General features: G+C 69.3%; 6 protein-coding genes (1 of these 6 running past the window's edge). 2 read left to right on the top strand and 4 right to left on the bottom strand.

What is annotated here, in order from left to right; translation table 11 throughout:
* From ACT86A_RS10645 to ACT86A_RS10655, 3 genes are all read right to left on the bottom strand, one after another.
* Window positions 1-20,619, bottom strand: the 5' portion of a protein-coding gene (locus ACT86A_RS10645; RefSeq protein WP_445091866.1) for a non-ribosomal peptide synthase/polyketide synthase. Its footprint begins 23,835 nt before the window's first position; 20,619 of the gene's 44,454 nt are visible here — the first part of the coding sequence; the start codon lies at window positions 20,617-20,619; its stop codon lies off the left edge, out of view.
* An 827-nt stretch (window positions 20,620-21,446) separates the two neighbouring features.
* Window positions 21,447-22,214: a precorrin-4 C(11)-methyltransferase gene (gene cobM / locus ACT86A_RS10650; protein WP_445091867.1), complete on the bottom strand. Its 768-nt coding sequence runs from the start codon at window positions 22,212-22,214 to the stop codon at window positions 21,447-21,449.
* Window positions 22,215-22,371: 157 nt separating this feature from the next.
* The gene (locus ACT86A_RS10655; protein WP_445091868.1) at window positions 22,372-22,797 is read right to left on the bottom strand and encodes a PPOX class F420-dependent oxidoreductase; all 426 of its coding nucleotides are present in this window, start codon (window positions 22,795-22,797) and stop codon (window positions 22,372-22,374) included.
* A gap of 271 nt (window positions 22,798-23,068) precedes the next feature.
* Here ACT86A_RS10655 and ACT86A_RS10660 point away from each other — a divergent pair, with 271 nt between their 5' ends.
* Window positions 23,069-24,316, top strand: coding sequence for an ATP-binding protein (locus tag ACT86A_RS10660; RefSeq protein WP_445091869.1), 1,248 nt, complete (start codon window positions 23,069-23,071; stop codon window positions 24,314-24,316).
* A gap of 252 nt (window positions 24,317-24,568) precedes the next feature.
* Here ACT86A_RS10660 and ACT86A_RS10665 read toward each other — a convergent pair whose 3' ends face one another.
* Window positions 24,569-24,994, bottom strand: a complete 426-nt coding sequence (locus ACT86A_RS10665; protein WP_445091870.1) for a DUF4254 domain-containing protein — start codon at window positions 24,992-24,994, stop codon at window positions 24,569-24,571.
* 405 nt (window positions 24,995-25,399) lie between these two features.
* On the opposite strand from ACT86A_RS10665, the gene ACT86A_RS10670 reads away from it, so the two are divergent.
* A partial coding sequence (locus ACT86A_RS10670) for a Scr1 family TA system antitoxin-like transcriptional regulator (protein ID WP_445091871.1) occupies window positions 25,400-25,915 on the top strand: 516 nt, incomplete at its 3' end.

Genomic DNA, 25,915 nt, shown 5'->3' on the forward strand with positions numbered 1-25,915 from the left:
GCCATAGCCGATGCCCTTGTCCGGCACAGCGAGCAGTTGTTCCTTGACCGACTTGACGACCGCGCCCAACGCGGTCCCGCCGGCCAGCGCCGCGTCCACGTCGAGGCCGGACAGGTCGAGGGCGACCGGGTAGATCGCGGTGAACCAGCCGACGGTGCGCGACAGGTCCGCCCCCGGCACCACGTCCTCTTCGCGGCCGTGGCCCTCCAAGCGGATCAGCAGCGGATCGTCGCGGCGCGCGCCCACCCGGCGCGACCGCCACGTCGCGGTGGCCAGCGCCAGCGCGGTGAGCAGGCCGTCGTTCACGCCGCCGTGGAACAGCGCCGGAACTGTCGTGAGCAAGGCCTTGGTGACCTCGGCGGACACCTCGACCCGAAGCTTCTCGAGCACACCCGAGGTGTCCACCTCCGGGTCCATCGGACGCTCGGTCAGCAGCGGGTCGGGCGTGCCGACCACCGAACGCCAGTAGTCGAGTTCGGCCACCCGCTGCGCGGCCGCGGCCTCGCGTTCCAGGGCGTGCGCCCAGGCGCGCATCGAGGTCGCGGGCGCGACCAGATCGGGCGTCCGGCCCGCGGTGCGCTGCGCCCAGGCGGTGACGAAGTCCGGCACCAGGATGCGCCACGAAACACCGTCCACCACCAGGTGGTGGGCGACGACGATCAACCGCCCGGCGCGGTCGGCGGACGAAGGTTCCAGCCAGACGAACCGGATGACCACGCCGGCCGCGGGATCGAGCCGGTTCAGCGACTCGTCCAGCGCCACCGAGGCGATCTCGACCAATTCGGTGTCGCTGACGCCGGCGTCGAACTCGGTGCGGTCGATCAGCGCGTCCACCTCGACCGTGCCCGGTGCGGTGGTCTCGAGCACCCAGTCGCCGCCGTCGCGGCGCAGGTTCGCCCGCAGCATGTCGTGCCGATCGATGACCGCGCCGACCGTCGCGGCGATGTCCGCGCGAGCGATGCCGACCGGCAGTTCCAGCGCGAGTGTCTGGTTGAACCGGCCGAACGACCCGCGCCGCTCGGCCATGAACCGGACCACCGGAGTCAATGGCATCGTGCCGATACCGCCGCCCGGCGGCTCGGCGAGCGTCACCGCCGTCGCCTCGGCGGCCTCGGTGGTTTCCGCGACAGCGGCCAGTCCGGCCACGGTGCGCTGCTCGAAGACCTGCCGCGGCGTGAACACCACGCCGCGTGCCTTGGCCCGCGAAACCAGCTGGATGGAGACGATGCTGTCGCCGCCGAGCGCGAAGAACGAGTCGTCCACACCGACCCGTTCCACCCGAAGCACTTCGGCGAACACTTCGGCGATGGTCTGCTCGACCGGCGTGCGCGCCGCGCGGAAGACGACCTCGGTCGCGAACACCGGCTCCGGCAGTGCCTTCCGGTCCAGCTTGCCCACCGGGGTGAGCGGAACGTGGTCGATCACCATGATCGACGCGGGCACCATGTAGGCGGGCAGGCGCTGCTCGACGTGCTCGGTCAGCTTCTGGACGTCAATCGAATGCCCTTGTGCGGCAACGACATATGACACCAGCGAGGTCGCGCCCGCGGCGTTGCCGTGCCCGAGGGTGACCGCGAAGTCGACGCTCTCGTATGAGGCGAGCGCGGCGTCGATCTCGCCGAGTTCGATGCGGAAACCGCGCACCTTCACCTGGAAATCGGAGCGGCCTACATATTCGACAACGAGCGCAGGTTCGACAACGACTCCCCCGGCGGGTTCGTAGCCCGCGGGATGCCCGACCCGGGTCCAGCGCACCACGTCGCCGGTGCGGTACATCCGCGCGCCCGGGACGTACGGGTTGGCGACGAACCGCTCGGCCGACAAACCCGGCCGCGCGTGGTAGCCACGCGCCAGCTGAATGCCCGACAGATACAGCTCACCCGCGACACCCACCGGAACGGGCCGCAGCTGGGCGTCCAGGATCAGCGACTGGATGCCGCGGATCGGGCCGCCGATGGTGACCAGATCACCGGGCGCGAGCGCGTCGCTGATGTTGGTCATGATCGTGGTCTCGGTCGGGCCGTAGCCGTTGTGGAAGCGGCGGCCCAAACCGTCCGGTGCGCCACCCCACTTGGTGACCAGGTCGGCGGGGACGGCTTCACCGCCCGCCACGATCACCCGCATACCGGCCAGCGCCGCCGAATCCAGCGACGCGAGCACCGACGGGGTGAGGAAGGCGTGCGTGACCCGCTCGGCACGGATCAGCTCGGCCAGTTCCGCCCCGCCGTAGACGCCGGGCGGGCAGACCACCAAGGCGCCGCCGCGGCCGATCGCGAGCAGGAATTCCAGGATCGACGCGTCGAAGCTCGGCGAAGCGAAATGCAGTGCGCGCGTGTCGGAGTCGACGTCGTAGCGGGCGTTCTGCTCGTCCCGGAAGTTCGCCAGGCCCGCGTGGGTGACCACGACGCCCTTGGGCACACCCGTGGAACCGGAGGTGTAGATGACGTAGGCCGGGTGCTCCGGCCGCACCGGACGCACGCGGTCGGCGTCGGTGACCGCGGCGCTGCCGAATTCGGCGAGTTCCAGTTCGTCCAGCACCAGCCACTCGACCGAGTCGGGCAGCTCGGCGCGCACCGACGCGACGGTCAAGCCGATCGGCGAGCCGGAGTCGGTGACCATGTGCGCGATGCGGTCGGCCGGGTAGGTCGGGTCGATCGGCACGAACGCGCCGCCGGACTTGGTCACCGCCCATTCCGCGAAGTACGACAGGTCCGAGCGCGGTACGGCGACCGCGACCAGATCCTCGGTGCCGATGCCGCGTTCGATCAGCAGGCGGGCCAGGCGGTTCGATCGCGCGTCCAGCTCGCCGTAGGACAGACTGCTCCCCTGGAACACCACCGCGGGCGCGTGCGGGTCGATGGCCACGGCCTCGGCGATCAGGTCGGGCAGCGTCCGCGCCGGGGTCGCCGGCGCACCGGTACGCGTGACCAGATCGGCCCGCTCGGCCGCGTCCAGCACATCGATGGCGCCGACGGCGAGCGCCGGATCGGCCGCGACGGCCTCGAGCACCCGCTCCCACCGGTCCACGACGGCGGACGCAGTCGGCTCGTCGAACAGTTCAGCGGCGTAAGTGAGCGCCAAAACCATTGCGCCGGAACCGGATTCGGTCAGCGTGAACTGCAGGTCGAAGCGTGCGACGTGCTCCTCGAGGTCCAGCGCGGACACCGAAAGACCTGGCAACTCCAGGGTGGTGCGCTCCAAGTTCTGGAACGCCAGCATCACCTGGAACAGCGGATTGCGTGCCTGCGAGCGTTCCGGCGCGAGCAGTTCCACCAGCCGCTCGAACGGCACGTCGGCGTTGCCGTAGGCGTCCAGATCGGTGCGCCGCACCCGCTCGAGCAGGTCGGCGAACGACTCGCCCGGATCGATCCCGACCCGCAGCACCAAGGTGTTGACGAACATGCCGACCAGATCGTCGAGCGCGGCCTCCCCGCGGCCTGCGACCGGGGTGCCGACCGCGATGTCGTCGCCACCGGACAGCCGCGACAGCAGCACGGCCAGCGCGCTGTGCATGACCATGAACAGCGAGGCTCCGCGCTGCCGCGCGAGGTCCTCCAGCGCGGCGATCAGCTCGCCGGACAGCTCGCGATGCAGCGTCGCGCCACGATGCGAGGCGAGGGCCGGGCGCGGGCGGTCGGTGGGCAGGGCCAGCTCGTCGGGGACGCCGTCCAGCGTGCGCCGCCAGTGCGCGACCTGCTGCGCCAGCAGCGAGGCCGGATCTTCCTCGGAGCCCAGGATCTCGCGCTGCCACACCGCGAAATCGGCGTACTGCACCGCCAGCGGCGCCCAACCGGGGGCGGCGCCGGTGCTGCGTGCGGTGTAGGCGGTCATCACGTCACGGGTCAGCGGCCCCATGGAGAAACCGTCGGCCGCGATGTGGTGCACCACGACGACGAGCACGTGCTCGTCGGGCCCGGCCGCGTACAGCCGGGTGCGCAGCGGAACCTCTTCGGCCACATCGAATCCGCTGGTGACGAACTCGGTCACCGCCGTGATCAGCCGCGCCGGGTCCACCCGGACCGGATGCAGGTCCAGGGTGATGTCCTCGGCCGGCACGATCACCTGGACGGGGGTACCGCCGTGCTCGGGGTAGCGGGTGCGCAGCGATTCGTGGCGACGTACCACGTCGGCAACCGCGAGCCGCAGCGCGTCGGCGTCCAGGGCGCCGGTCAGCCGGATGGCGACCGGCAGGTTGTAGGCCGACGAGGCGGTGTCGTACTTGTTCAGGAACCACATGCGCTGCTGCGCGAACGACAGCGGCACCAGTTCGTCGGCGGCCCGCGTGCGAGCGGTCAAGCGGGCGCGGGCAGCGCCGTCGGCGTGCGATTCCACCCGTGCGGCAAGGGCTTCCACGGTGGAGGCCTCGAACAGGGTGCGCACCGCGACGGTCGCGCCGAGCGCGGCGCCGATCCGGGCGACCACCCTGGTCGCGATCAGCGAGTTGCCGCCGAGGTCGAAGAAGTCGTCGTCCACGCCGACCCGCGCCACGCCGAGCACGTCGGCGAACACCGCGGCGACGATCTCCTGTACCGGGGTGACCGGCGCGCGGAAGGCACGCGCCTGCGCCGTCGGGGCGGGCAGCGCGCGGCGGTCCAGCTTTCCGTTGACGGTCAGCGGAATCCATTCCAGCCGCACCACGGCCGAGGGCACCATGTAGGACGGCAGCTGCCCGGCGGCGCCGTCGCGAACCGCGTCGAGCACCGGCTCGGCGCCCGGTTCGGCGACCACGTAGGCGACGATCCGCTGATCGCCCGGCTGGTCCTCGCGCACGATCACCGCGGCTTGGGCGATACCCGGCTGCGCCAGGATCGCCGATTCGATCTCACCGAGCTCGATACGGAAGCCGCGCACCTTCACTTGATCGTCGGCGCGGCCCAGGTATTCCAGCTCACCGTGCCGGTTCCAGCGGGCGAGGTCACCGGAGCGGTACAGCCGCGCACCCGGTACGTCCCCCATCGGGTCGGCCACGAAACGAGTGGCCGACAGGTCGGGACGGCCGAGGTATCCGCGAGCCAATTGTGGACCCGCCACATACATTTCGCCCGCGACACCCACCGGCACCGGACGCAACCTGTGGTCGAGCACGTACACCCGCAGACCGGCGATGGCGCGGCCGACCACGCTGCCGGACGCGGCCGCGATGGTCGCGGCGTCCAGCGCGCGGTAGGACACGTGCACCGTGGTCTCGGTGATGCCGTACATGTTGACCAGCAGCGGCGACCCCGCCGCGGAGCCTGCGGAGTGGCCATTCAACCCCGCCGCAGAGCCTGCGGAGTGGCCATTCAACCCCGCCGCGGAGCGGCCATTCAGCCCAGCCGCGGAGCCCGCAGAGCGGCCATCCGGGCCGGCACCATGGCGGGCCACCCAGTCCGACAGCCTGCGCAGCTCCAGTGCCTCACCACCGAACACCACGTAGCGCAGTGCCAGCGGCGCGGCGTCCGGCGCGGCATTCCGATCCGCCTCCGCCAGCTGGTAGAACGCGGACGGCGTCTGGTTGAGCACCGTCACGCGCTCGGCGCGCAGCAGTTCCAGGAACTGCTCGGGCGAGCGCGAGGTGTAGTAGTCGACCACCACGAGGGTGCCGCCGAACAGCAGCGGGCCCCACAGCTCCCACACCGAGAAGTCGAAGGCGTAGCTGTGGAACAGCGTCCACACATCGTCGGGTCCGAAACCGAAATCACGGTCGGTGTTCGCGAACAACCGCACCACGTTGCGGTGCGCCACCGCGACGCCCTTGGGGCGACCGGTCGAACCGGAGGTGTAGATCACGTACGCGACGTTGTCCGGGCTGAGCGCGGCGTTGCGGTCGGCGTCGGTGATCGGCGCGTCGTCGGCGTCCTCGATATCGCCGGCCTCCACGGCGAACCCGTCCAGCACCACGGCGGGCAGCCCGGCGGGAACCGTCACCTGCACTGTGGAATCGAGCACGACGCTGGTCGGCCGGGAATCGGCGAGCACGTAGGCGATGCGGTCGGCCGGGTAGGTCGGGTCCACCGGCACATAACCCGCGCCGGTCTTCACCACGGCCAGCAGTGCCACCACCAGGTCCAGCGACCGCGGCAGGATCACCGCGACCAGTGTCTCCGGCCCGGCGCCATCACTGATCAGCCTGCGCGCCAGCACGTTCGCCCGCCGGTCCAGCTCGGCGTAGGTCAGCGTCTCCACGCCGAAGCGAGCCGCCACGCGGTGCGGGTGCGCGGCGACGACGGCGTCGAACAGACCGGCCAGAGTGGCATCCGCGGCGGCGAACGCGCCGGACCCTGCGGTGTCGGCGCCGCTGGACACCCAGCGCTGCGAGACGTCGAGGCGTTCGCTCTCGCCGAGCAGATCGATGTCGCCGACGGGGATCTGCGGGTCATCGGCGACACCGCGCAGGATGCGCACGAAACGGTCGGCGAAGGCGGCCACTGTCTGCGGGTCGAACAGATCGGTGGCGTAGTTCCAGGACAGCGTCAGCCCGCCGTCGGCGGCCTCGCCGACGGTGAGCTGCACGTCGAATTTCGCGGTGCCCGCATCGAACTCGACCACTGCGAGGTCGAGGCCGGGCAGCGCGATGGTGCCCAGGTCGGCCGCCGAGGCGGCCTCGAACGTCAGCGCGACCTGGAACAGCGGGTGGTGCGCCTGCGAGCGCGCCGGGCTGATCACGTCCACGAGCCGCTCGAACGGCACGTCGGCGTTGGCGAACGCGGCCAGGTCGGTGCGGCGCACCTGATCGAGCAGCTCATCGAAACGGGCGCCCGGTTCGACCTGGCTGCGCAGCACCAGGGTGTTGACGAACATGCCGACGACGTCATCGAGCACGCGTTCGCCGCGCCCCGCGATCGGGGCGCCGATCGCGATGTCGGTGTTGTTCGACAGCCTGCCCGCCCAGGCGGCGAGCGCGGCGTGCACGACCATGAACAGCGTCGCGCCGCGCTCGCGCGCCAGTTCGTCCAGTGCCTCGCGCACCTCGGCATCGACCGAGAAGTTGTGCGTGCCACCGGCATTGGAGGCGATTTCGGGCCTGGGGCGGTCGGCCGGCAGCTCGATCTGATCGGGCAGGTCGCGCAGCTGCTCGCGCCAGTAGGCGATCTGGCGCGCGGCGACGGAGTCCGCGTCGGCCTCGGTGCCGAGCGCCTCGCGTTGCCACAGCGTGTAGTCGGCGTACTGCACCTCGAGCGGCGCCCAGGCGGGGACCTCGCCGCGAGCACGCTCGGTGTAGGCGAGCACCACATCGCGCAGCAGTGGGCGCAACGAGAAGCCGTCCGCACTGATGTGGTGCATGACCAGCACCGCGACGTGGTCGGTCGGCGACAGCGCGAGCAGGCTCGCCCGGAAGGGGATCTCGCCGGTCACGTCGAAACCGACACCAGTCAGCTCGACGATCCGCGCGGGCAGCTCCGCCGCGGTGACGGGTTCGGCGACCAGGTCGAAGGCGACCTCGCCGACCGGAAGCACGCGCTGATAGCCGGTGCCCTCCACCTCGGGGTAAAGGGTGCGCAGCGCCTCGTGGCGGGCGAGCACGTCGCGGATGGCCGCATGCAACGCGGCCACGTCGAGATCGCCGGTCAGCCGCAGCGCGACCGGGATGTTGTTCACCGCGGTCCGGTTGTCGAACCGGTTGAGGAACCACATCCGCTGCTGCGCCGACGACAGCGGCACCAGCTGTGCCGTCTCGCCGGTAGGCAGGCGCACCGGCGCCGGCCGTTCCCGCGCCACCAGCGGCGCCCGGCTGCCCTGTCCGGCAGCCGATTCCACCTTCGCGGCCAGTGCCAGAACCGTGGAGGCCTCGAACAGCACGCGGACCGGTACCCGGGTGTCCAGCGCCTCACCCAGCCGGGCCGCCACCTGGGTGGCGACCAGCGAGTTGCCACCGAGCTCGAAGAAGTCGTCGTCCAGACCGACTCGCGGCACGCCGAGCACCTCCGCGAAGGTGGCGGCCACGATTTCCTGCACCGGCGTCGCGGGAGCACGGAACACCTTGGCCTCGAAGACCGGTTCCGGCAGCGCCCGGCGGTCCAGTTTGCCCGAGGCGTTCAGCGGGAACTCGTCGAGCACCACGTACGCCGCGGGCACCATGTACCCGGGCAGCCGAGCGCCGAGTGCGGCTTTGACCGATTCGACGTCCACCACCCGATCCGGGTCCGCCACGAGGTAGGCGACCAGCTGGTCGCCGGTGCTGGACGGGACCCCACCCGGCCCGCGACCCGCGCGCACCAGCACGATCGCCTGCGCGACCGATTCCAGCGCGGTGAGCGCCGACTCGATCTCGCCCAGCTCGATGCGCAGACCGCGCACCTTCACCTGGAAGTCGGTGCGGCCCAGGTATTCCAGCTCACCCTTGGCGGTCCAGGTGACCAGGTCACCGGTGCGGTACATCCGCTCGGCGGCGCCGAACGGGTTGGCCACGAAGCGCTCGGTGGTCAGATCGGGCCGGCCCACGTAGCCGTGCGCCAGCTGTGCGCCCGCGAGATACAGCTCGCCGGGCACCCCGACCGGAACCGGCCGTAGCCGCGAATCCAGCACATACACCTGCGTGTTGAACACCGGAGCACCAATCGGCACCGACACCACATCAGCCTCGGTCACCTCGTGATAGGTGACATCCACCGCAGCCTCGGTCGGACCATACAAATTGTGCAGCCGCGCACCCGTCAACACACGCAACTTCTGCGCCGTCACCGCAGGCAACGCCTCACCCGAAGCGAAAACATTACGCAGACCGACACATTCGGCCGCACGCTCCTCGGCGACGAACACCGACAGCATCGACGGCACGAAGTGCGCCGTGGTGACCTGCTCGTCGACGATGAGGCCGGCCAGGTACGCGGGATCACGATGACCGTCCGGCTTCGCGACTACCAGTCGCGCACCGACCTGCAACGGCCAGAAGAACTCCCACACCGACACGTCGAACGTCGCCGGGGTCTTCTGCAACACCACGTCGTCTGCCGCCAAACCGTACTCGGCGTGCATCCACACCAGGCGGTTGACGATCGCGGCATGCGAAACCGCCACGCCCTTCGGCCGACCGGTCGAACCGGAAGTGAAGATCACATACGCGGTGTTCGACGGGCGCAGCGGCTTGTGCCGATCGGCGTCGGTCAGCGGCTGATCGGTGAATTCCGACAGGTCGAGCTGATCGATGCGCACCTGCCGGGAGACGGTGGTCTCCAGGTCGAAGCCGGAGGTCAGCACGCACACCGGGCGCGCGGTCTCCAGGATGTAGTCGATGCGCTCGGCCGGATGGTCCGGGTCCAGCGGAACGTACGCGCCGCCGGCGGCGTTCACCGCGTACATGCCGACCAGCAGGTCGAACGAGCGCCGCATGCCGAGGGCCACATACGATTCCGGGCCGACGCCGTTGCGCTTGAGCCAGCGCGCTAGGCGATGCACCCGCCGGGCGAACTCGGCATAGGACAGACTTGTCCCCTCGAAGGTCACCGCGGGGCTGTCCGGCGTGCGCGCGAGCTGCGCCTCGAACAGCGAGACCAGCGTCGCCGCCGCATCGCCCACCGGCGAGGTGAGCGCGGCGTCGACCGGGAACTCGGTGTCGTTCCAGCGCTCGACCACCAGCGACCGTTCGGCGTCGTCCAGCAGGCCGATATCGCCGACCGCGACCGTCGGCTCAGCGACGACGCCGCTGAGCACGCGCACGAAACGCCCGGCGAACGCGCCCGCGAACGCGTCGTCGAAAAGGTCTGTGGCGTAGACGAGTTCGGCGTCCATGGCGGTCTCGGCGCCGGGCACCTCGCTGAGCGTGAGCTGCAGGTCGAACTTCGCCGTCGGCTGGTCGATGCCCAGCTCGGACACGGTCAGACCGGGCAGCTCCAGTGCGGTGCGGCCGAGGTTCTGGAACGACAGCATCACCTGGAACAGCGGATGCCGCGCCTGCGAGCGGGCCGGATTGAGCACCTCGACCAGCCGCTCGAACGGCACGTCCGCGTGCGCGAACGCCCGCAGGTCACGCTCCCGAACCTGGGCGAGCAGGTCGGTGAACGACGCGGCGGGGTCCACCTCAGCGCGCAGCACCAGGGTGTTGACGAACATGCCGACCAGGTCGTCGAGCGCCTGCTCGCCACGACCCGCGACCGGGATACCGATCGCGATATCGTCGGAGCCGCTCAACCGCGCCAGCAGGGCGGCGAAAGCGCTGTGCACCACCATGAACAGCGTGGTGCCGTGCGCGTGCGCGACCCGGTTCAGCTCGTCGATCAGCTCGCCCGGCACGCGGAAGCGGTGCGTGCCCGCCCGGTACGACGCGACGGCCGGCCGGGGGCGACCCGCCAGTCGCAGTTCGTCCGGCAGACCGGCCAGCGCGCCGCGCCAGTAGTCCAGCTGCTCGGAGATCAGCGAGGTCGGATCGTCCTCGGAGCCGAGCGTGTCACGCTGCCACAGCGCGAAGTCCACGTACTGCACCGCCAGCGGCGGCCAGCCCGGCTGCGCCGCCGAGGTCCGCGCCACGTATGCGGTCATCAGGTCGCGAACCAGCGGACGCATCGAGAAACCGTCGGCGGCGATGTGATGCACCACCACGACCAAGACGCAGTGGCCCGGCGCGAGCCGGTACACGCGCAGGCGCACCGGCACCTCGGTGGTCAGGTCGAAGCCGCGCTCGACGAACGAGTAGAGGGCGCCGAGCAACTGCCCCTCGGCCACCTCGACCACGTTCAGCTCCGGGATCGCCCTCGTCGCGGGCAGCACCCGCTGGTAAGCGACGCCGTCACGGGACGGATAGGTGGTGCGCAGCGATTCGTGCCGCGCGATCACGTCGGCGATCGCGCCCCGCAGCGCGTCCAGATCCAGCGCGCCGTCCAGCCGCACCGCGGCCGGAATGTTGTAGGTGGCGGAGGCGGCGCCCGAAGCGGTCGCCTCGCTCCCGATGTCGAAGCGATTGAGGAACCACATCCGCTGCTGCGCCAGCGACAGCGGCGGGTGCTCGGGCCGGACCTGTGCCGTGAGCGCTTGCCGCGCACCGGTTCCCGCGTGCGACTCCACCCGCGCGGCCAGCGCGGCGACGGTCGGCGCCTCGAACAGCACGCGCACGCCGATCTCGGTGTTCAGCGCGGCACTCAGCCGCGCGGTCACCTGGGTGGCCACCAGTGAGTTGCCGCCGAGTTCGAAGAAGTCGTCGTCCACGCCGACGCGCGGCACCCCGAGCAGATCGGCGAAGACCTCCGCCACGATCTCCTCGATCGGGGTGGACGGCGCGCGGAACACCTTGGCCTCGAACACCGGCGCGGGCAGCGCCCGGCGATCGAGCTTGCCGGAGGCGTTGACCGGGAACGCGTCCAGCACGACCAGCGCGGCCGGGATCATGTAGCCCGGCAGGGCGGTGGCCAGCGCGGCCTTCACGTCGTCGGTGTCGACGGCCGTCTCGGGTTCGGCGACCAGGTAACCGACGAGCTGGTCACCCGCGTGCGCGTCGGAACGCAGCACGACCACCGACTGCGCGATGCCGGGCTGCGCCAGCAGCTCGGCCTCGATCTCGCCCAGCTCGATGCGCAGACCGCGCAGCTTCACCTGGAAATCGGTGCGGCCCAGGTATTCCAGCTCACCCGCGGCGGTCCAGGACACCAGGTCACCGGTGCGGTACATCCGTGCGCCGGGCGCGCCATACGGGTTGGCGACGAACCGGTCCGCGGTCAGGTCCGGACGGCCCAGGTAGCCCAGCGCCAGTTGATCGCCCGCGAGATACAGCTCACCCGCGACACCCGCGGCGACCGGGTGCAGCCGACTGTCGAGCACGAAGACGGAGGTGTTCCACACCGGGCGCCCGATCGGCACCGACACCGAATCCGCGTCCGTCGCTTCGTGATACGTCACGTCGACGGCGGCCTCGGTGGGGCCGTACAGGTTGTGCAACCGCGCGCCGGTCAGCTCACGCAAGCGCTGCGCCGTCTGCGCCGGCAGCGCCTCACCGGAGGCGAAGACCTGCCGCAGCCGCGGCGCGGGAAGCCCGTCCCCGTTCTCGCTGCCCAGCGTCGCGACGAACACCGAAAGCATCGACGGCACGAAATGCGCTGTCGTGATGTGCTTTTCCGCGATTATCTGGGACAGGTACACCGGGTCGCGGTGCCCGTCCGGGCGCGCGACGACCAGCCTGGCACCGGTCTGCAACGGCCAGAAGAACTCCCACACCGACACGTCGAACGTGGCGGGGGTCTTCTGCAGCACCGCGTCCGCGCGGCCGATCGGGTACTCGTGCTGCATCCACAGCAGCCGGTTGACGATTGCCGCATGGCTGACCGCCACACCCTTCGGACGGCCGGTGGAGCCCGACGTGAAGATCACGTACGCGGTGTTCTCCGGCCGCAACGGGCGGGTGCGCTCGGCGTCGGTGATCGGTGCGCCGCTGGTGGCGGCGAAGCCGGGCACCCCTTCGATGCCCTCCACCGGCAGCACCGTCACCTGCGGCCGCGGGTCGAAGTCGAAGTCGAACCCGTCCGCGGAGCGGTACAGGATCATCCGCGGCCGCGCGGTCTCGATGATGTAGTTGACGCGGTCGGCGGGCTGGTCCGGGTCCAAGGGAACGTAGGCGGCGCCGGTCTGCACCACCGCGTACATCGCGACGACCAGTTCGGTCGAGCGCCGCAGCGCCAGCGCGACCAGCGAGTCCGGTCCGACACCTGCGCCGATCAGCTGCCTGGCGATGCGGTTGGCGCGTTCGGACAGCTCCCGGTAGGTCAGCCGCTCGTCGGCGAAGTCCAGCGCGATCGCGTCCGGCGTCGCCGCCACCTGAGCGTCGAACAGCGAGACCAGCGTCCCGGCGGGCACCGGGTGCGCGGTGTCGTTCCAGTCGCGCAGCACCTGCGCGTGTTCCTCGGGGGCGAGCAGATCGATATCGCCGACCGGCACGTTCGGGTCGGCGGTCACCGCCGCGAGGATGCGGTCCAACCGCCGGGCGAACGCGGCGATGGTCGGCTCGTCGAACAGGTCGAGAGCGTAAGACAGCTCGGCCGACATGCCCGCCGATTCGCCGAGTTCGTCCCGGGTCTCCGAGAGGGTCAGCTGCAGGTCGAACTTGGCCAGGCGGGCGTCGTAGTCGATGCCGTTGACCGAAAGGCCGGGCAGCTCCAGACCGGCCTGCCTGGTGTTCTGGAAGGTCAGCATCACCTGGAACAGCGGGTGCCGTGCCTGCGAGCGGGCCGGGTTGAGCACCTCGACCAGCCGTTCGAACGGCACGTCCGCGTGCGCGAAGGCGTGCAGATCGGTCTCGCGCGCCTGGGCGAGCAGATCGGCGAAGCTCGCCGCGCCGTCCACCTCGGTGCGCAGCACCAGGGTGTTGACGAACATGCCGATGAGGTCGTCGAGGGCGGCCTCACCGCGACCGGCGACCGGCGTGCCGATCGCGATGTCGCCGGTGCCGCTGGCCCTGGCCAGCAGCACCGCCAGCGCGCTGTGCAACACCATGAACAGCGAGGCGTTGTGCCGGCGGCCCAGTTCGATCAGGGCGCGCTGGGTCTGGCCGGAGATCACGAACGGGTAGGTGCCGCCGCGGTAGGACGCGACGGCAGGACGCGGCCGATCCGACGGCAGCACCAATTCGTCCGGCAGATCGGCCAGTTCGCGCGTCCAGTAGCGGATCTGGTTGGCGATCAGCGAACTCGGGTCGTCTTCGGAACCGAGCACCTCGCGCTGCCACAGCGCGTAGTCGGCGTACTGCACCGGCAGCGCCGACCAGGCCGGGGCCTCCCACGAGGTGCGGGCGGCATACGCCACCATGACGTCGCGGGCCAGCGGACCCATCGACCAGCCGTCGGCCGAGATGTGGTGCACCACCATGCCCAGCACGTACTCGGTCTCGCTGATCTCGAAAAGCCGTGCGTGCAGCGGTACTTCGCTGGTCACGTCGAACGCCATCGAGGCCAGCTCGACCAGGTGATCGATCAGGTTGTGCTCGGTCACCGGCACCGGCGTCAGGTCCGGCACGATCTGCGCGGCGTCCAGCACCACCTGCACCGGGCCGCTCTTGGTCTCCGGGAACACCGTGCGCAGCGACTCGTGACGGTCGATCACGTCGATGACCGCGACCTGCAAGGCGGCGATATCCAGGTCGCCGGACAGCCGGATCGCGACCGGGATGTTGTTCACCGCCGAGGCGGTGTCGAACCGGTTGAGGAACCACATGCGCTGCTGCGCGAGGGAAAGCGGCACCCGCTCGGGGCGCTGCCGGGCGACCAGCGCCTTGCGCGCGCCGTCACCGGCATGCGACTCCACCCGCGCGGCCAGGGCCGCGACCGTGGACGCCTCGAACAGCATGCGCACCGGCACCCTGGTGTCCAGCGCGATGCCGAGCCGGGAGGCGACCTGCGTGGCGATCAGCGAGTTGCCGCCCAGTTCGAAGAAGTCGTCGTCCACGCCGACGCGGGAGATGCCGAGCACTTCGCCGAAGATCTGCGCGACAATCTCCTCGATCGGCGTTGTCGGAGCCCGGAATTCGCGCACCTCGAACACCGGCGCGGGCAGCGCCTTGCGGTCCAGCTTGCCGGAGGCGTTGAGCGGGAACGCGTCCAGCACCACGATCGCCGAGGGCACCATGTACGCGGGCAGCGTGCGGTGCAGCGCGTTCTTGATGTTGTCGATGTCGACCGGGCCGCCGGTGCTGACCACGTAGGCCACCAGTTGGTCGCCCGCGACGGTGTCCAGCACCAGCACCACGGCCTGGGTGACGGCCGGATGCTCCAGCAGGGCGGTCTCGATCTCGCCCAGCTCGATGCGCTGGCCGCGGAACTTCACCTGGAAGTCGGTGCGGCCGATGTACTCCAGCACACCCGCACTGCCCACCTCGGGATCGCGCGGCAGCACCCACCGCACCAGGTCGCCGGTGCGGTACAGGCGGGAGCCGGGCGCGCCGAACGGGTCGGCGACGAAGCGCTCGGCGGACAGGTCGGGGCGGTGGTGGTAGCCCCGCGCGGTCTGCGCACCGCCGAGGTACAGCTCGCCGGGTACGCCGACCGGGACCGGGTTCAGGCCCTCGTCCAGCACGTAGGTCTGCGCGTTCCACACCGGACGGCCGATCGGCACCGACGTCGGCGCGACCTCGTTGAGCTGCCACGCCGTGGCGTGCACGGTGAACTCGGTGGGCCCGTACAGGTTGTGCACCGCGGCGGTGGAGAACTGCCGGAACGCGGTGACCGTCGCGGGTGGCAGCGCCTCACCGGCGACGAGAACCGCACGCAGCGAAGCGCATTCGGCGGTGGACGCGGCGCCGGCGAACACCGAGAGCATCGAGGGCACGAACGAGGTCATGGTGACCCGGTGCCGTCCGATGACCTCCGACAGGTAGACCGGATCGCGGTGGCCGTCCGGCGCGGCGATCAGCATGCGAGCGCCGACGGTCAGCGTGCCGAACAGCTCCCACACCGATACGTCGAAGGTGACCGGTGTCTTCTGCAGGATCACGTCGGCCGGACCGATCCGGTATTCGGCGGTGATCCAGGCCACCTGGTTGAGCATCGAAGCGTGGCTGACCGCGACGCCCTTGGGGCGGCCGGTGGAGCCGGAGGTGTAGAGCACGTAGGCCGTGTTGCTCGCACGCAGCGGGGCGCGCCGCTCGGCGTCGGTGATCGGTCCTTCGCTGTAGTCGCCCAGGTCCAGGGTGTCCAGGGTGAGCACCGGGATGTCGGCGGCGGTGACCTGGTCGGCGGTGGTGCTCAGTACACACACCGGCGACGAACTGTCCAGCACGTATGCGGTGCGCTCGGCCGGGTGGTCCGGGTCGATCGGCACATAGCCACCGCCGGCGGTCAGCGTGGCGTAGATCGCCACCAGCATGTCCACCGACCGGCGGATGCCAACGGCGACCAGCGATTCCGGGCCGACGCCCACGTCGATCAGCTTGCGCGCCAGGCGATTCACCCGCGCGGCGAACTCGGCGTAGGTGATCTCGACCGGCGGGCCGAATTCCCCGGCCCCGCGGACACCGCCGTCGAACAGCACGGCGAGCTCGTCGGGGCGGGCCCGCACCTGCTCCTCGAACAGTTCGAGCACGGTGGCGGCGCGCAGCTCGCGGCGGGTGTGGTTCCAGTCGGTGAGCACCCGGGCCCGCTCGGCCTCGTCGAGAATCTCGATGTCACGCACGGCCGTCCGCGGCGCGGTGACCGCCGCTTCCAGCACGCGCAGGTAGCGGCGGCCGAACTCGGCGACGGTCGAGGCCTCGAACAGGTCGGTGGCGAAGGAGATCACCGCGGCCATGCCCGCGGGTTCGCCGTGCGCGCCCCGCTCCTCGGTGACCGTCCACTGCAGGTCGAACTTGGCGATGTCGACCTCGAGCTCGTCGGCGGTGACCGACAGGCCGGGCAGTTCCAGCGTCGCGTGGGACATCTCCTGGAACGACAGCATCACCTGGAACAACGGGTGGCGCGCCTGCGAGCGGGTCGGGTTGAGCACCTCGACCAGACGCTCGAACGGCACGTCCGCGAACGCGAACGCGGCCAGGTCGGTTTCCCTGGTGCGGCCGAGGAACTCGGCGAACGGCTCGCCGCCGTCCACCTCCGAGCGCAGCACGAGGGTGTTGACGAACATGCCGATCAGGTCGTCGAGCGCTTGCTCGCCGCGTCCGGCGACCGGGGTGCCGATGGCGATATCGCCGGTGCCCGACAGCCGGGCCAGCAGTACCGCCAGCGAAGCGTGCATGACCATGAACAGGCTGACGCCCTGCGCGCGGGCCAGCGCGACCAGCCGCTGATGCAGCTCGACATCGATCTGGAAGCTCACCCGGCTGCCGGCGAAGCTCTGCACCGGCGGACGCGGACGGTCCGCGGGCAGGTCGAGCTGATCCGGCAGACCCGCCAAAGCCCTACGCCAGTAGGCGATTTCGCGTGCCGCCATCGAGCCGGGGTCGGACTCCGCGCCGAGCAGCTGACGCTGCCACACGCTGAAGTCCTGGTACTGCACCGGCAGCGGCGCCCAGTTCGGCGCCGCGCCCGCGCTGCGGGCCAGGTAGGCGGCGGCCACGTCGCGGGCGAGCGGCCCGAACGAGAAGCCGTCGGCGGCGATGTGATGCACGACGAACGCCACCGCGTAATCGGCGGTGCCGTTGCCGAGCTCGCCGGTGACCGCGAACACGCGCACCCGGATCGGCAGCTCGTGCGAAACGTCGAAACCTTGCGCGGCGAATTCGGCCAGCGCGCCGTGCAGTTCGGCCACGTCGATCGGCTGCACCGCGATGCCCAGGTCGACCTGGTCGACCGGAACCACCTGCTGATAGCCGCCGTCACCGGATTCGGGGAAGATCGTGCGCAGCGATTGCTGGCGTTCGACCACGTCGCGCAGCGCCGAGGTCAGCGCGTCCAGATCCACCTGACCGCGCAACCGCACCACGAACGGCAGGTTGTAGGTGGGCACGGTCGGGTCGAACTGGTTGATGAACCACATGCGCTGCTGCGCCAGCGACAGCGGCACCCGTTGCGGCAGCTGCTGGGCCACCAGCGGCGGACGCGATTCGTCGGTGGGGGCGGCCTGCTCGGCCCGGGTCGCGATCCCCGCAACGGTCGGGGTCTCGAACAGCGCGCGCACCCCGATCTGGGTGCCGAAGGCCGCACCGATGCGCGCCACCACCTGGGTCGCGACCAGCGAGTTGCCGCCCAGGTCGAAGAAGTTGTCGTCGATGCCGATCCGGTCCTGGCTGAGCACGTCGGCGAAGATGCCCGCCACGATCTGCTCGGCCTGGGTGCGCGGCGCGCGGAACTCGTCCGCCGCGGCGCTGAACACCGGCTCGGGCAAGGCTTTCCGATCCAGCTTGCCGCTGGTGTTGAGCGGGAAGGCGTCCAGCACCATGATCGACGCGGGCACCATGTAGCTCGGCAGCTTTTCCGCGACGAACCTGGTCAGCGTCGCCGGATCCACGCTCCGGCCGGGACCGGCCACCACGTAGGCGACCAGCTGCTGACCGGTGGCCGTGTCCATGACCAGCACCACGGCCTGGCTGACCGCGGGGTGCGCGAGCAGATCGGTTTCGATTTCGCCCAGCTCGATCCGCTGACCGCGGAACTTCACCTGGAAGTCGGTGCGGCCGATGTATTCCAGCGTGCCCGCGGCGTTCCAGCGCACCAGGTCGCCGGTGCGGTACATCCGCTCGCCAGTGGCCGACAGCGGATCGGCGACGAAACGATCCGACGTCAGGTCGGGCCTACCGCGGTAGCCGCGGGCGAGCTGACGCCCGGCGAGATACAGCTCACCCGGCGCGCCGATCGGCGCCGGACGCAACCGCGAATCCAGCACGTACACCTGGACGTTCCACTCCGGGATACCGATCGGCACGGTCACCGTGTCGGCGGGTGTCGCCTCCCAGTAGGTCACCGAGACCGCGGCCTCGGTGGGGCCGTACAGGTTGTGCAGTCCGGCCGGAGCGCGGCGCCCATCCAGCGCGGTGGTGAGCTCTCTGAATTTCGCGGCGGTCTCCGGCGGCAGCGCCTCGCCGATCACGAAAACCGCACGCAGCGTGGCACATTGCGCCGCACTGGCATGCGCGACGAACACCGTCAGCATGGACGGGACGAAGTCGGTCACGGTGACCCCGTGCCGGGCGATCAGGTCCGCGACATACAGCGGGTCACGATGCCCATCCGGCGACGCGATGACCAGCTTCGCGCCCACCAGCAACGGCAGGAAGTAGCCCCACAGCGATACGTCGAAGGTGGTCGCCGTCTTCTGCAGGTACACGTCCTCGGCGGTCAGCCGGTACTCCGCCAGCATCCACTGCAGCTGATTGACGATCGCGCGATGGGTGACCGCCACGCCCTTCGGGCGACCGGTCGAGCCGGAGGTGTAGATGACGTAGGCGGTGTTGTCCGGCCGCAGTGGCGCCAGCCGTTCGGCGTCGGTGACCGGGTCCGCGGAGTACGCCGACAGGTCCAGGCTGTCCAGCTCCACCCGCCGCACCGACCCCGGTAGGTCCAGCTCGTCGGCCGACAGCGTGAGCACGCACACCGGCGCGGCGCTGTCGAGAATGTAAGCGGTGCGCTCGGCCGGATGGTCCGGGTCGATGGGCACATACGCGCCACCGGCCTTCAGCACCGCGTGCATCCCGATCACCAGCTCCAGCGAGCGGCGCATCCCCAGTGCGACAAGCGATTCCGGGCCCACACCGTCGGCGATCAGGAAACGGGCCAGCCGGTTGACGCGCGCGTCGAACTCGGAATACGTCAGCGTCGCGGAACCACTCGATGAGGGCTGGTCGGGCGACGGGTGGGCCGGCGTCGGGCCGTCGAAATCGAGCGCGATGTTGTCGGGGGCGAGCGGCATCTGCGCGTCCAGCAGCGCCGCGAGCGTGGTCTCCGGGACCTCCTGCTCGGAGTCGTTCCACTCCAGCAGCGTCCGCTCGCGTTCGTCGGCGGTGCTGAGCTCCAGGTCCCACACCGGCTCGTCGGCGGCGGCGCCGAGGAAGCGATCGAAGAATTCGAGGAACCGGCCGTGGTGGCTGCGCGCCTCGTCCGCGCTGTAGAGGTTGGGGTTGGTCTCGAAGTCGATGTGCGAGCGGGTGCCCGCCACCGATTGGTAGAAGTTGACGCCGAGATCCTCGATGCTGCCGGTGGACAGCAGGTGCGTCTGACCCACCATCGAGCCGAGCACGATCTCGTCGTGGAACAGCATGATGTTGACCCACGGCCCGAAGAACTCGGTGGTCACCACGCCGTCGCCCGCCGCGTCGCGGCGGATGTCCTCGTGGCGGTAGCGCTGGTGGCGCAGCGCGCCCGACACCTCGACCTGAACCTGCTTCAGCAGCTCGGCCACGGTGGTGCCGAAACCGACGTGCAGCCGCAGCGGCACGATATTCGACGACGCGCCACCGGAGCGGCGCATCGCGGCGGTGGTGCGCGCGGTCACCGGGAGGCTGAGGATGACGTCCTCGACGCCGTTCCACTGCGCCAGATACGCGCCGAAACCGGCGAGCAGCAGGCCGGCGGGCGACGAATCGTGCCGCGCGACCGCCGTGTCCAGCAGGCCGTTCTGCTCGTCGGACAGCGCGGCGCTCACGATGCCGTTGATCGCGGCGGGCGGCGCGGAGCGGCCGGTCAGGCTGGTGCCGTCCTCCAGTCCGGCCACCCGCTCGGCCCAGTACTCCTTGTCGGAGGTGAAGCGGGCGCTGTCGCGGTAGGCGATCTCCTGCTCGTAGAGCGTGCGCAGATCGGTGGCCTTGGACGCCGCTGGCTCGGCCTCGCCCACATACGCCGTGTACAGCTCGGCGATCCGGTTGACGTTGGTCATCGCGCCGAAGCCGTCGAGCGCGATGTGGTGCGACCGCGAGTACCAGTACCAATGGTCGTCGGCCAGGCGCAGCGCGGCGGCCTTGATCAGACGATCGGTGGTCAGCTCGAGCGGGCGGCTGTATTCGGCGCGCATCCACGCCTGTGCGGCGGCTTCCGGATCGGCTGCACCGCGCAGGTCGACGTACTCGACACCGTCGTAGTCGCTGATGGAGTGGTCGACGAACTGCAATGGCTCGCCGTCGCGCTCGATGATCCGCAGGAAACCGGAGCCGAGTTCGTGCGACGCGTCCAGGCTGGCCCGGCTGAGCAGCGGCACGTCCAGTTCGCCGCGCAGGTCCACGTACTGCGCGATGTTGATCGGCACCTGCGGATCGACATGCTGCGCGTACCAGATACCCAGCTGCGCGGGCGACAACGGAAAGGCCACGGAGCCCCCCGGTCCCACCCCGGAATCAGCGTGTGCCCGTTCGCCACCAGTTTCGCCGTTTCCGCCGAAATCCAGCCGGTCCAACCGTAACCTCGCTTCCGGAACACCACGCAAGCGCTCCCCGACCACACCCAGAGGGGGCGCGCACCTATCCGAGCGTGGCGCCTGCGTCTCCGGGTTCAGTTCTCACATCAAATCAGGCAAAAAATGTTCATTTGAACTATCTGTCCAACAGGCCGGTCTTGTTACATGGGCTCGACCGTGCCCGGGACCACCCTCCGACCGGCTCCGCCGGGACTGCCGTTGCGAATCACCGGATCAATCTACCGTCGGCCCAGGCCCCCAACCAACCACCATTCATAGCTGAAGGGCATCACCACTGGCAGCGCTGCTACGAGGGTCTGTAAGGGGGACTGTTGCGGTTCTCACACTGGGCCTGGAGCGTCATCCTGAGGCAGTCGCGGCGGGCATGGCGGCCGATTGCACCCCGGTACCGCCTGCCACCGACCAAGATCGCGACGGCGCCCGGCTCCCGAACCCGAATAGCCGTACACGGCAGCCGGTTGGCCCGTCCCTGCGGTTCGCCGCATGGCACGTGGTTCGCGGCATGGCACGTGGTTCGCGGCACGGCACGTGGTTCGCCGCACGACACTTAGAAGGAATCAGCCCGCCGGAACCCCGCGCATAGATCCACCGGATCGGAACGCCTGCGCAAGCGTCCACTGGCAGTGATGTCGTTATCGGTTGTCCGGACCGGCGGTCCCGCGCACACGCGCCGGGTCGTACAGGTGGCACGCCTGCGCAAACGGCCACTGACAGCGACACCGCTACCGACCGTCCGGACCGGTAGTCCCGCGCACACGCGCCGGGTCGTACAGGTGCGATTGCGCGCAGGGGACCGAGGGTGCGAGCGCACGGCCAACCAAGATCACCGCGGCCTGTCGGAGACCAGCGACCTCGACCTGGTCGGCGATGTCGCTCAGAGTCCCGCGCAGGACGAGCTGCTGAGGTTGAGCCGCCCGATACACCACGGCGACCGGGCAGTCCGGGCCATAGTGGGCGGCCAGTTCGGCCGCCAGCGTGCGAACGCGGGTGATGGCCAAGTGCAAAACGAGCGTGGCACCGGTGGCCGCGAAGTTCGCCAGCGCCTCCGGCTCGGGCATCGCGGTCGAGCGGGCCTGGGTGCGAGTCAGCACGACCGACTGCACCAGTTCCGGCACCGTCAACTCGACGCCGAGCAACGCGGCCGCCGCGGCGTAGGCCGGCACGCCCGGCGTGACATCCCACGGCACGCCGTGCGCGTCCAGCCTGCGCGTCTGTTCGGTGAGCGCGGAATACAGTGACGGGTCACCCGAACACAACCGGGCCACGTCCTTACCCGCGCTGTCGGCCCGCACCAGATGATCGGTGATCTGGTCGAGATCCAAATGCTGGGTGTCGATCAGCTCGGCATCCGGTGCGCAATACCCCAGCACCTGCGGATCGAGATAGGTGCCCGCGTACAAGCACACCGGCGCCGCTCGCAAGAGTTCCACCGCGCGCACCGTCAACAGATCTGCCGCACCCGGCCCAGCCCCGATGAAATGCACGGTCATGCGCCGAGTGTATTGATCGCCGCACGCCACCTTATCGGCGCAGTCGGGCGTAGGCCGTCATCAGCCCGCGCGAAGGCAGAGGTACGCCTGACCGGAAACCGAACCCGGCGAACTTGCCGCAGTCAGCGGATTGTTCACCGCGCGCGAAGCGCGACCCTCAGCTGGTCTCGTCGAAGTGGGCGATCACCTTCGCCGGCCGCAGCCGGACCACCAGCTCACCGGGAACGCCATTGCGCTTGCCGAACTCCTCGGCTCGGTCCGCGCCCATATACCGTCCGCCGATCTCCGTGGCGGTGCGCAGCAGCTCATCGGGGTCCTCGGAGAGCGTCACGGTGCCCTGCAACTGAACCGACGCGTACGGCGGTACCTCCAGATCGACGCACACCGCGACCCGCCCATCCCGCGCGAACGCTTTGCCCTTGACCGTCGACTTGCCCGTGTTGAACACCAACTCATCCCCCTCGACGATGAACCACACCGGCGTAACCATCGGTCTACCGTCGACCGTCACGAACGCCACCTTGCCCGTCCGTGTTCCTTGACTGAGAAATGCGCGCACATCGGGATCAGAAAGTGAAGCCATCAGCTCACCTTAGGTCGAATTCGCCACCGCCGAAGCGCCGACACGCATGAGCGTTTCACACCGACGCCCGCGAATCTGCGCGGCGTCGTCGCGGACGATCCGGACGACGCGGTGGTGACCGCACTCCGCGGATCACTCCTTCTCTGCCTCGGCAGATCGCCGGCAAACACCCCGCAGATCGATGACCGCTGTCGGCAGATCCACGGGATAACCGTCGGCAGACTCACGGGACAACCGTCGGCAGATCCACGGACTATCGTACGATTGTCCCATGCGCGACGCTGTCGACTACCTACCCCGGCGAGCCGCCGAACTGGTCGAGGAGGCTCTTGCGGATACCCGTGTCGTCATCATCAACGGCGCACGTCAAACGGGCAAAAGCACGCTCGCCGAACGATGCTTGGCCGACCATCCAGGCGCCGTTAGGCGATATCTGGACGATCCCGGAGCCCGCTCGTCAGCCGCCGCCGACCCGGTCGCCTTCTTGGATGCGCCCGGCGTCATGCTGATCGACGAAGTTCAGCGTGTTCCCGAGCTGTGGCTGGCCATCAAGAACACGGTCGATCGGGATCCCCGTCCCGGCCGGTTCCTGTTGACCGGTTCCGCCCGACTGCTCGGTCTGAGCCAACTGCCCGACTCTTTGCCCGGGCGCTCCGAAACCATTGAGCTGTTTCCCCTGTCCCAGGGCGAGATCCACAACGCGCCCGACTGTTTCGTCGACGCTGCCTTCGCCGAAGGCAGCCGGTTGCGGAGCGAGCCGTCGGAACTGCGGCGCAAGGACTACATAGCCCTCGCCTGCCGTGGCGGCTACCCCGAGGCGATCCGTCGAAGTTCGCCCCGCCGCCGCGCGCAGTTCTTCAAGTCCTATCTCGACGACATCATAAGTCGTGACGTGCACCAGGTTGCTGACATTCAGCGCAGCGCCGATATGCGCCGACTCATCGCAATCCTGGCCGCGCAGAGCGGCGGACTGCTCAACTACACACGCGTGTCCTCGGATCTCGGCCTTCCGGCTTCTACAGTTCGCGAATACATCGGCCTGCTCGAGGTCATCTATCTCATCCGGCGCATCCCCGCCTGGTCGTCCAACGCGACAGCCCGGGCCGTAGCCACACCGAAGCTTGTCTTCAACGATTCCGGGATTGCCGCACATCTACTCACCGGCGTCACCGACCACGCCGCGATCGGCGGCCTCATCGAAACGTTCGTCCTCGGCGAACTGACCCGCCAACTCACCTGGAGCCAGACCATGGCCCAACTGCATCACTATCGGGACCGCGACGGCTACGAAGTCGACGCCATCCTGGAAGACAACGCCGGTCGCGTCGTCGCCATCGAAGTCAAAGCCGCCGAAACCGTTCGCACCGACGATTTCCGAGCTCTGCGCATCCTGCAGAACCGCCTCGGCGACCGATTCCGCGCCGGTTTCGTCCTCTATTGTGGCGACCAACAATTACCTTTCGGCGCCGGCCTATCCTGCTTACCCATCAGCACACTCTGGACCACACCAGCATCGTGATTCGATTCGGCAAGCCCTTGGGACCGACTGTGCCGATTTTCCACCTTGCAGAACGTCTCGCTGCGCATCCTTCCGCTTTGGCGTATCCGCAGTGGGCTTCGGAGATTCCGCAGCCTCAGCCTCCTGGCGTTCGGAAGTGACGGGCCAGGTTCATGTGCCGCCGGAACGGGGCGCGGATCGAGCGCGGTCGATCCGACGGGCGACCGTCGACAGGTCACAGCTCTTCAGACGGTAGCCGGTAGTGGAGCAATTTCATGGACCGCCGGGCAGACGGCGACGGCCTGCTGCGACCTCGTCCACCAGATCCTCGTAACCGATTGCCAATTCGGCCAGCGCCTCCCAAGCGTCGCCGAGGTCGTAGTCCGTGGCGCTTGCCAAGGCGGCGTAGGCGATGGCGGTGCATTGGGCGAGCCGGTCGATCACCGCGCCCAGTGTTTCGGTGTGCACCGAGGCGCTGCCATGCGCGGGCGGCAGGTGTGCATGGACCCAATGATTGATCTGGCGCACCAATTTCGCTCGCCGGCAATCGATGTCATCGGTCCGATGGCCGTCGGCGAGCCGGCTCTCATGCAGGCAAGTGAGTTCATAGGCGGCGTCTCGGAGCGGGTGCGCGGTGTGCTCGACGCCACGGCAGGCGCGCAGCACCTCCCCCTTCGTCGGCAGCGGTTCGATCAGCAAGGACAGCATCCGTATGCACGCGGCCGAATCACGTCCGCGACCGCGATGCGCCCCACGAGTTTCCCAATTCGCCTTGGAGCGTTCGGACGCGCCCGGCCGAACCTCGGGACACACCGCCAGAGCGGGTGATCCATCGGATTGCCTCGATTCATCTCGGTGATTTCGGTGCACCCGGCCGAATTCGCGGATACGCGGCAATCCGTTGTGGTCCAATAGGTTTCTCGGGTTCCTACGGCTCTCCGGCCGGGCGCGGCAACAGCACAGCACGCGACAGGCGGAGGAGTCAGCGTCTTCATGGGGTCTGCATTCGAATCGCGCCGAAAGGCGAGGACAAGTTCCGCATCCGCGGATCGGTACATCCACGGACACATCACACTCGTTTCCGAAAAACTGAGGTAGGGGGCCATGACGGATTCAGGAAGTACGGTGCCGCGACGACAACTGGGGCGCCATCTGCGTGACCTGCGCTTACAGGCGGGAATGTCGATGCCCGAGGCGGCGCAGCTGATCGAACGCGGCACGACGACGTTGCAGCGGTTGGAGACCGGGCAGGCAAATCGGATACGGCTGCTCGATATACGAGCGCTGTGTGCGGTGTATGACGCCGAAGAGGTGGTCACGGCAGGGCTGCTGGGATTGGCGCAGCAGGCGTCGGGGAAGTGTTGGTGGCATGAGTATGGGAAGTTGATCCCGGAAGACTTCGATGTATACGTGGGGTTGGAGGCTGCGGCGCGACGGTTGACTGCGTATGCGCCGGATGTCGTGTTGGGGTTGCTGCAAGCGCCGGACTACGCTCGCGCACTCCTGCGTTCGGCACTTCCCGGGAGCTCCAGCGGAGAAGTCGACCGACGGGTCGAAGTGAAACAGCGCCGTCAAAAGGTCCTCACCAGGAAGCGGCAACCAACCGAATTGAACGCCGTA

The organism is Nocardia glycosmidis (assembly GCF_052545115.1).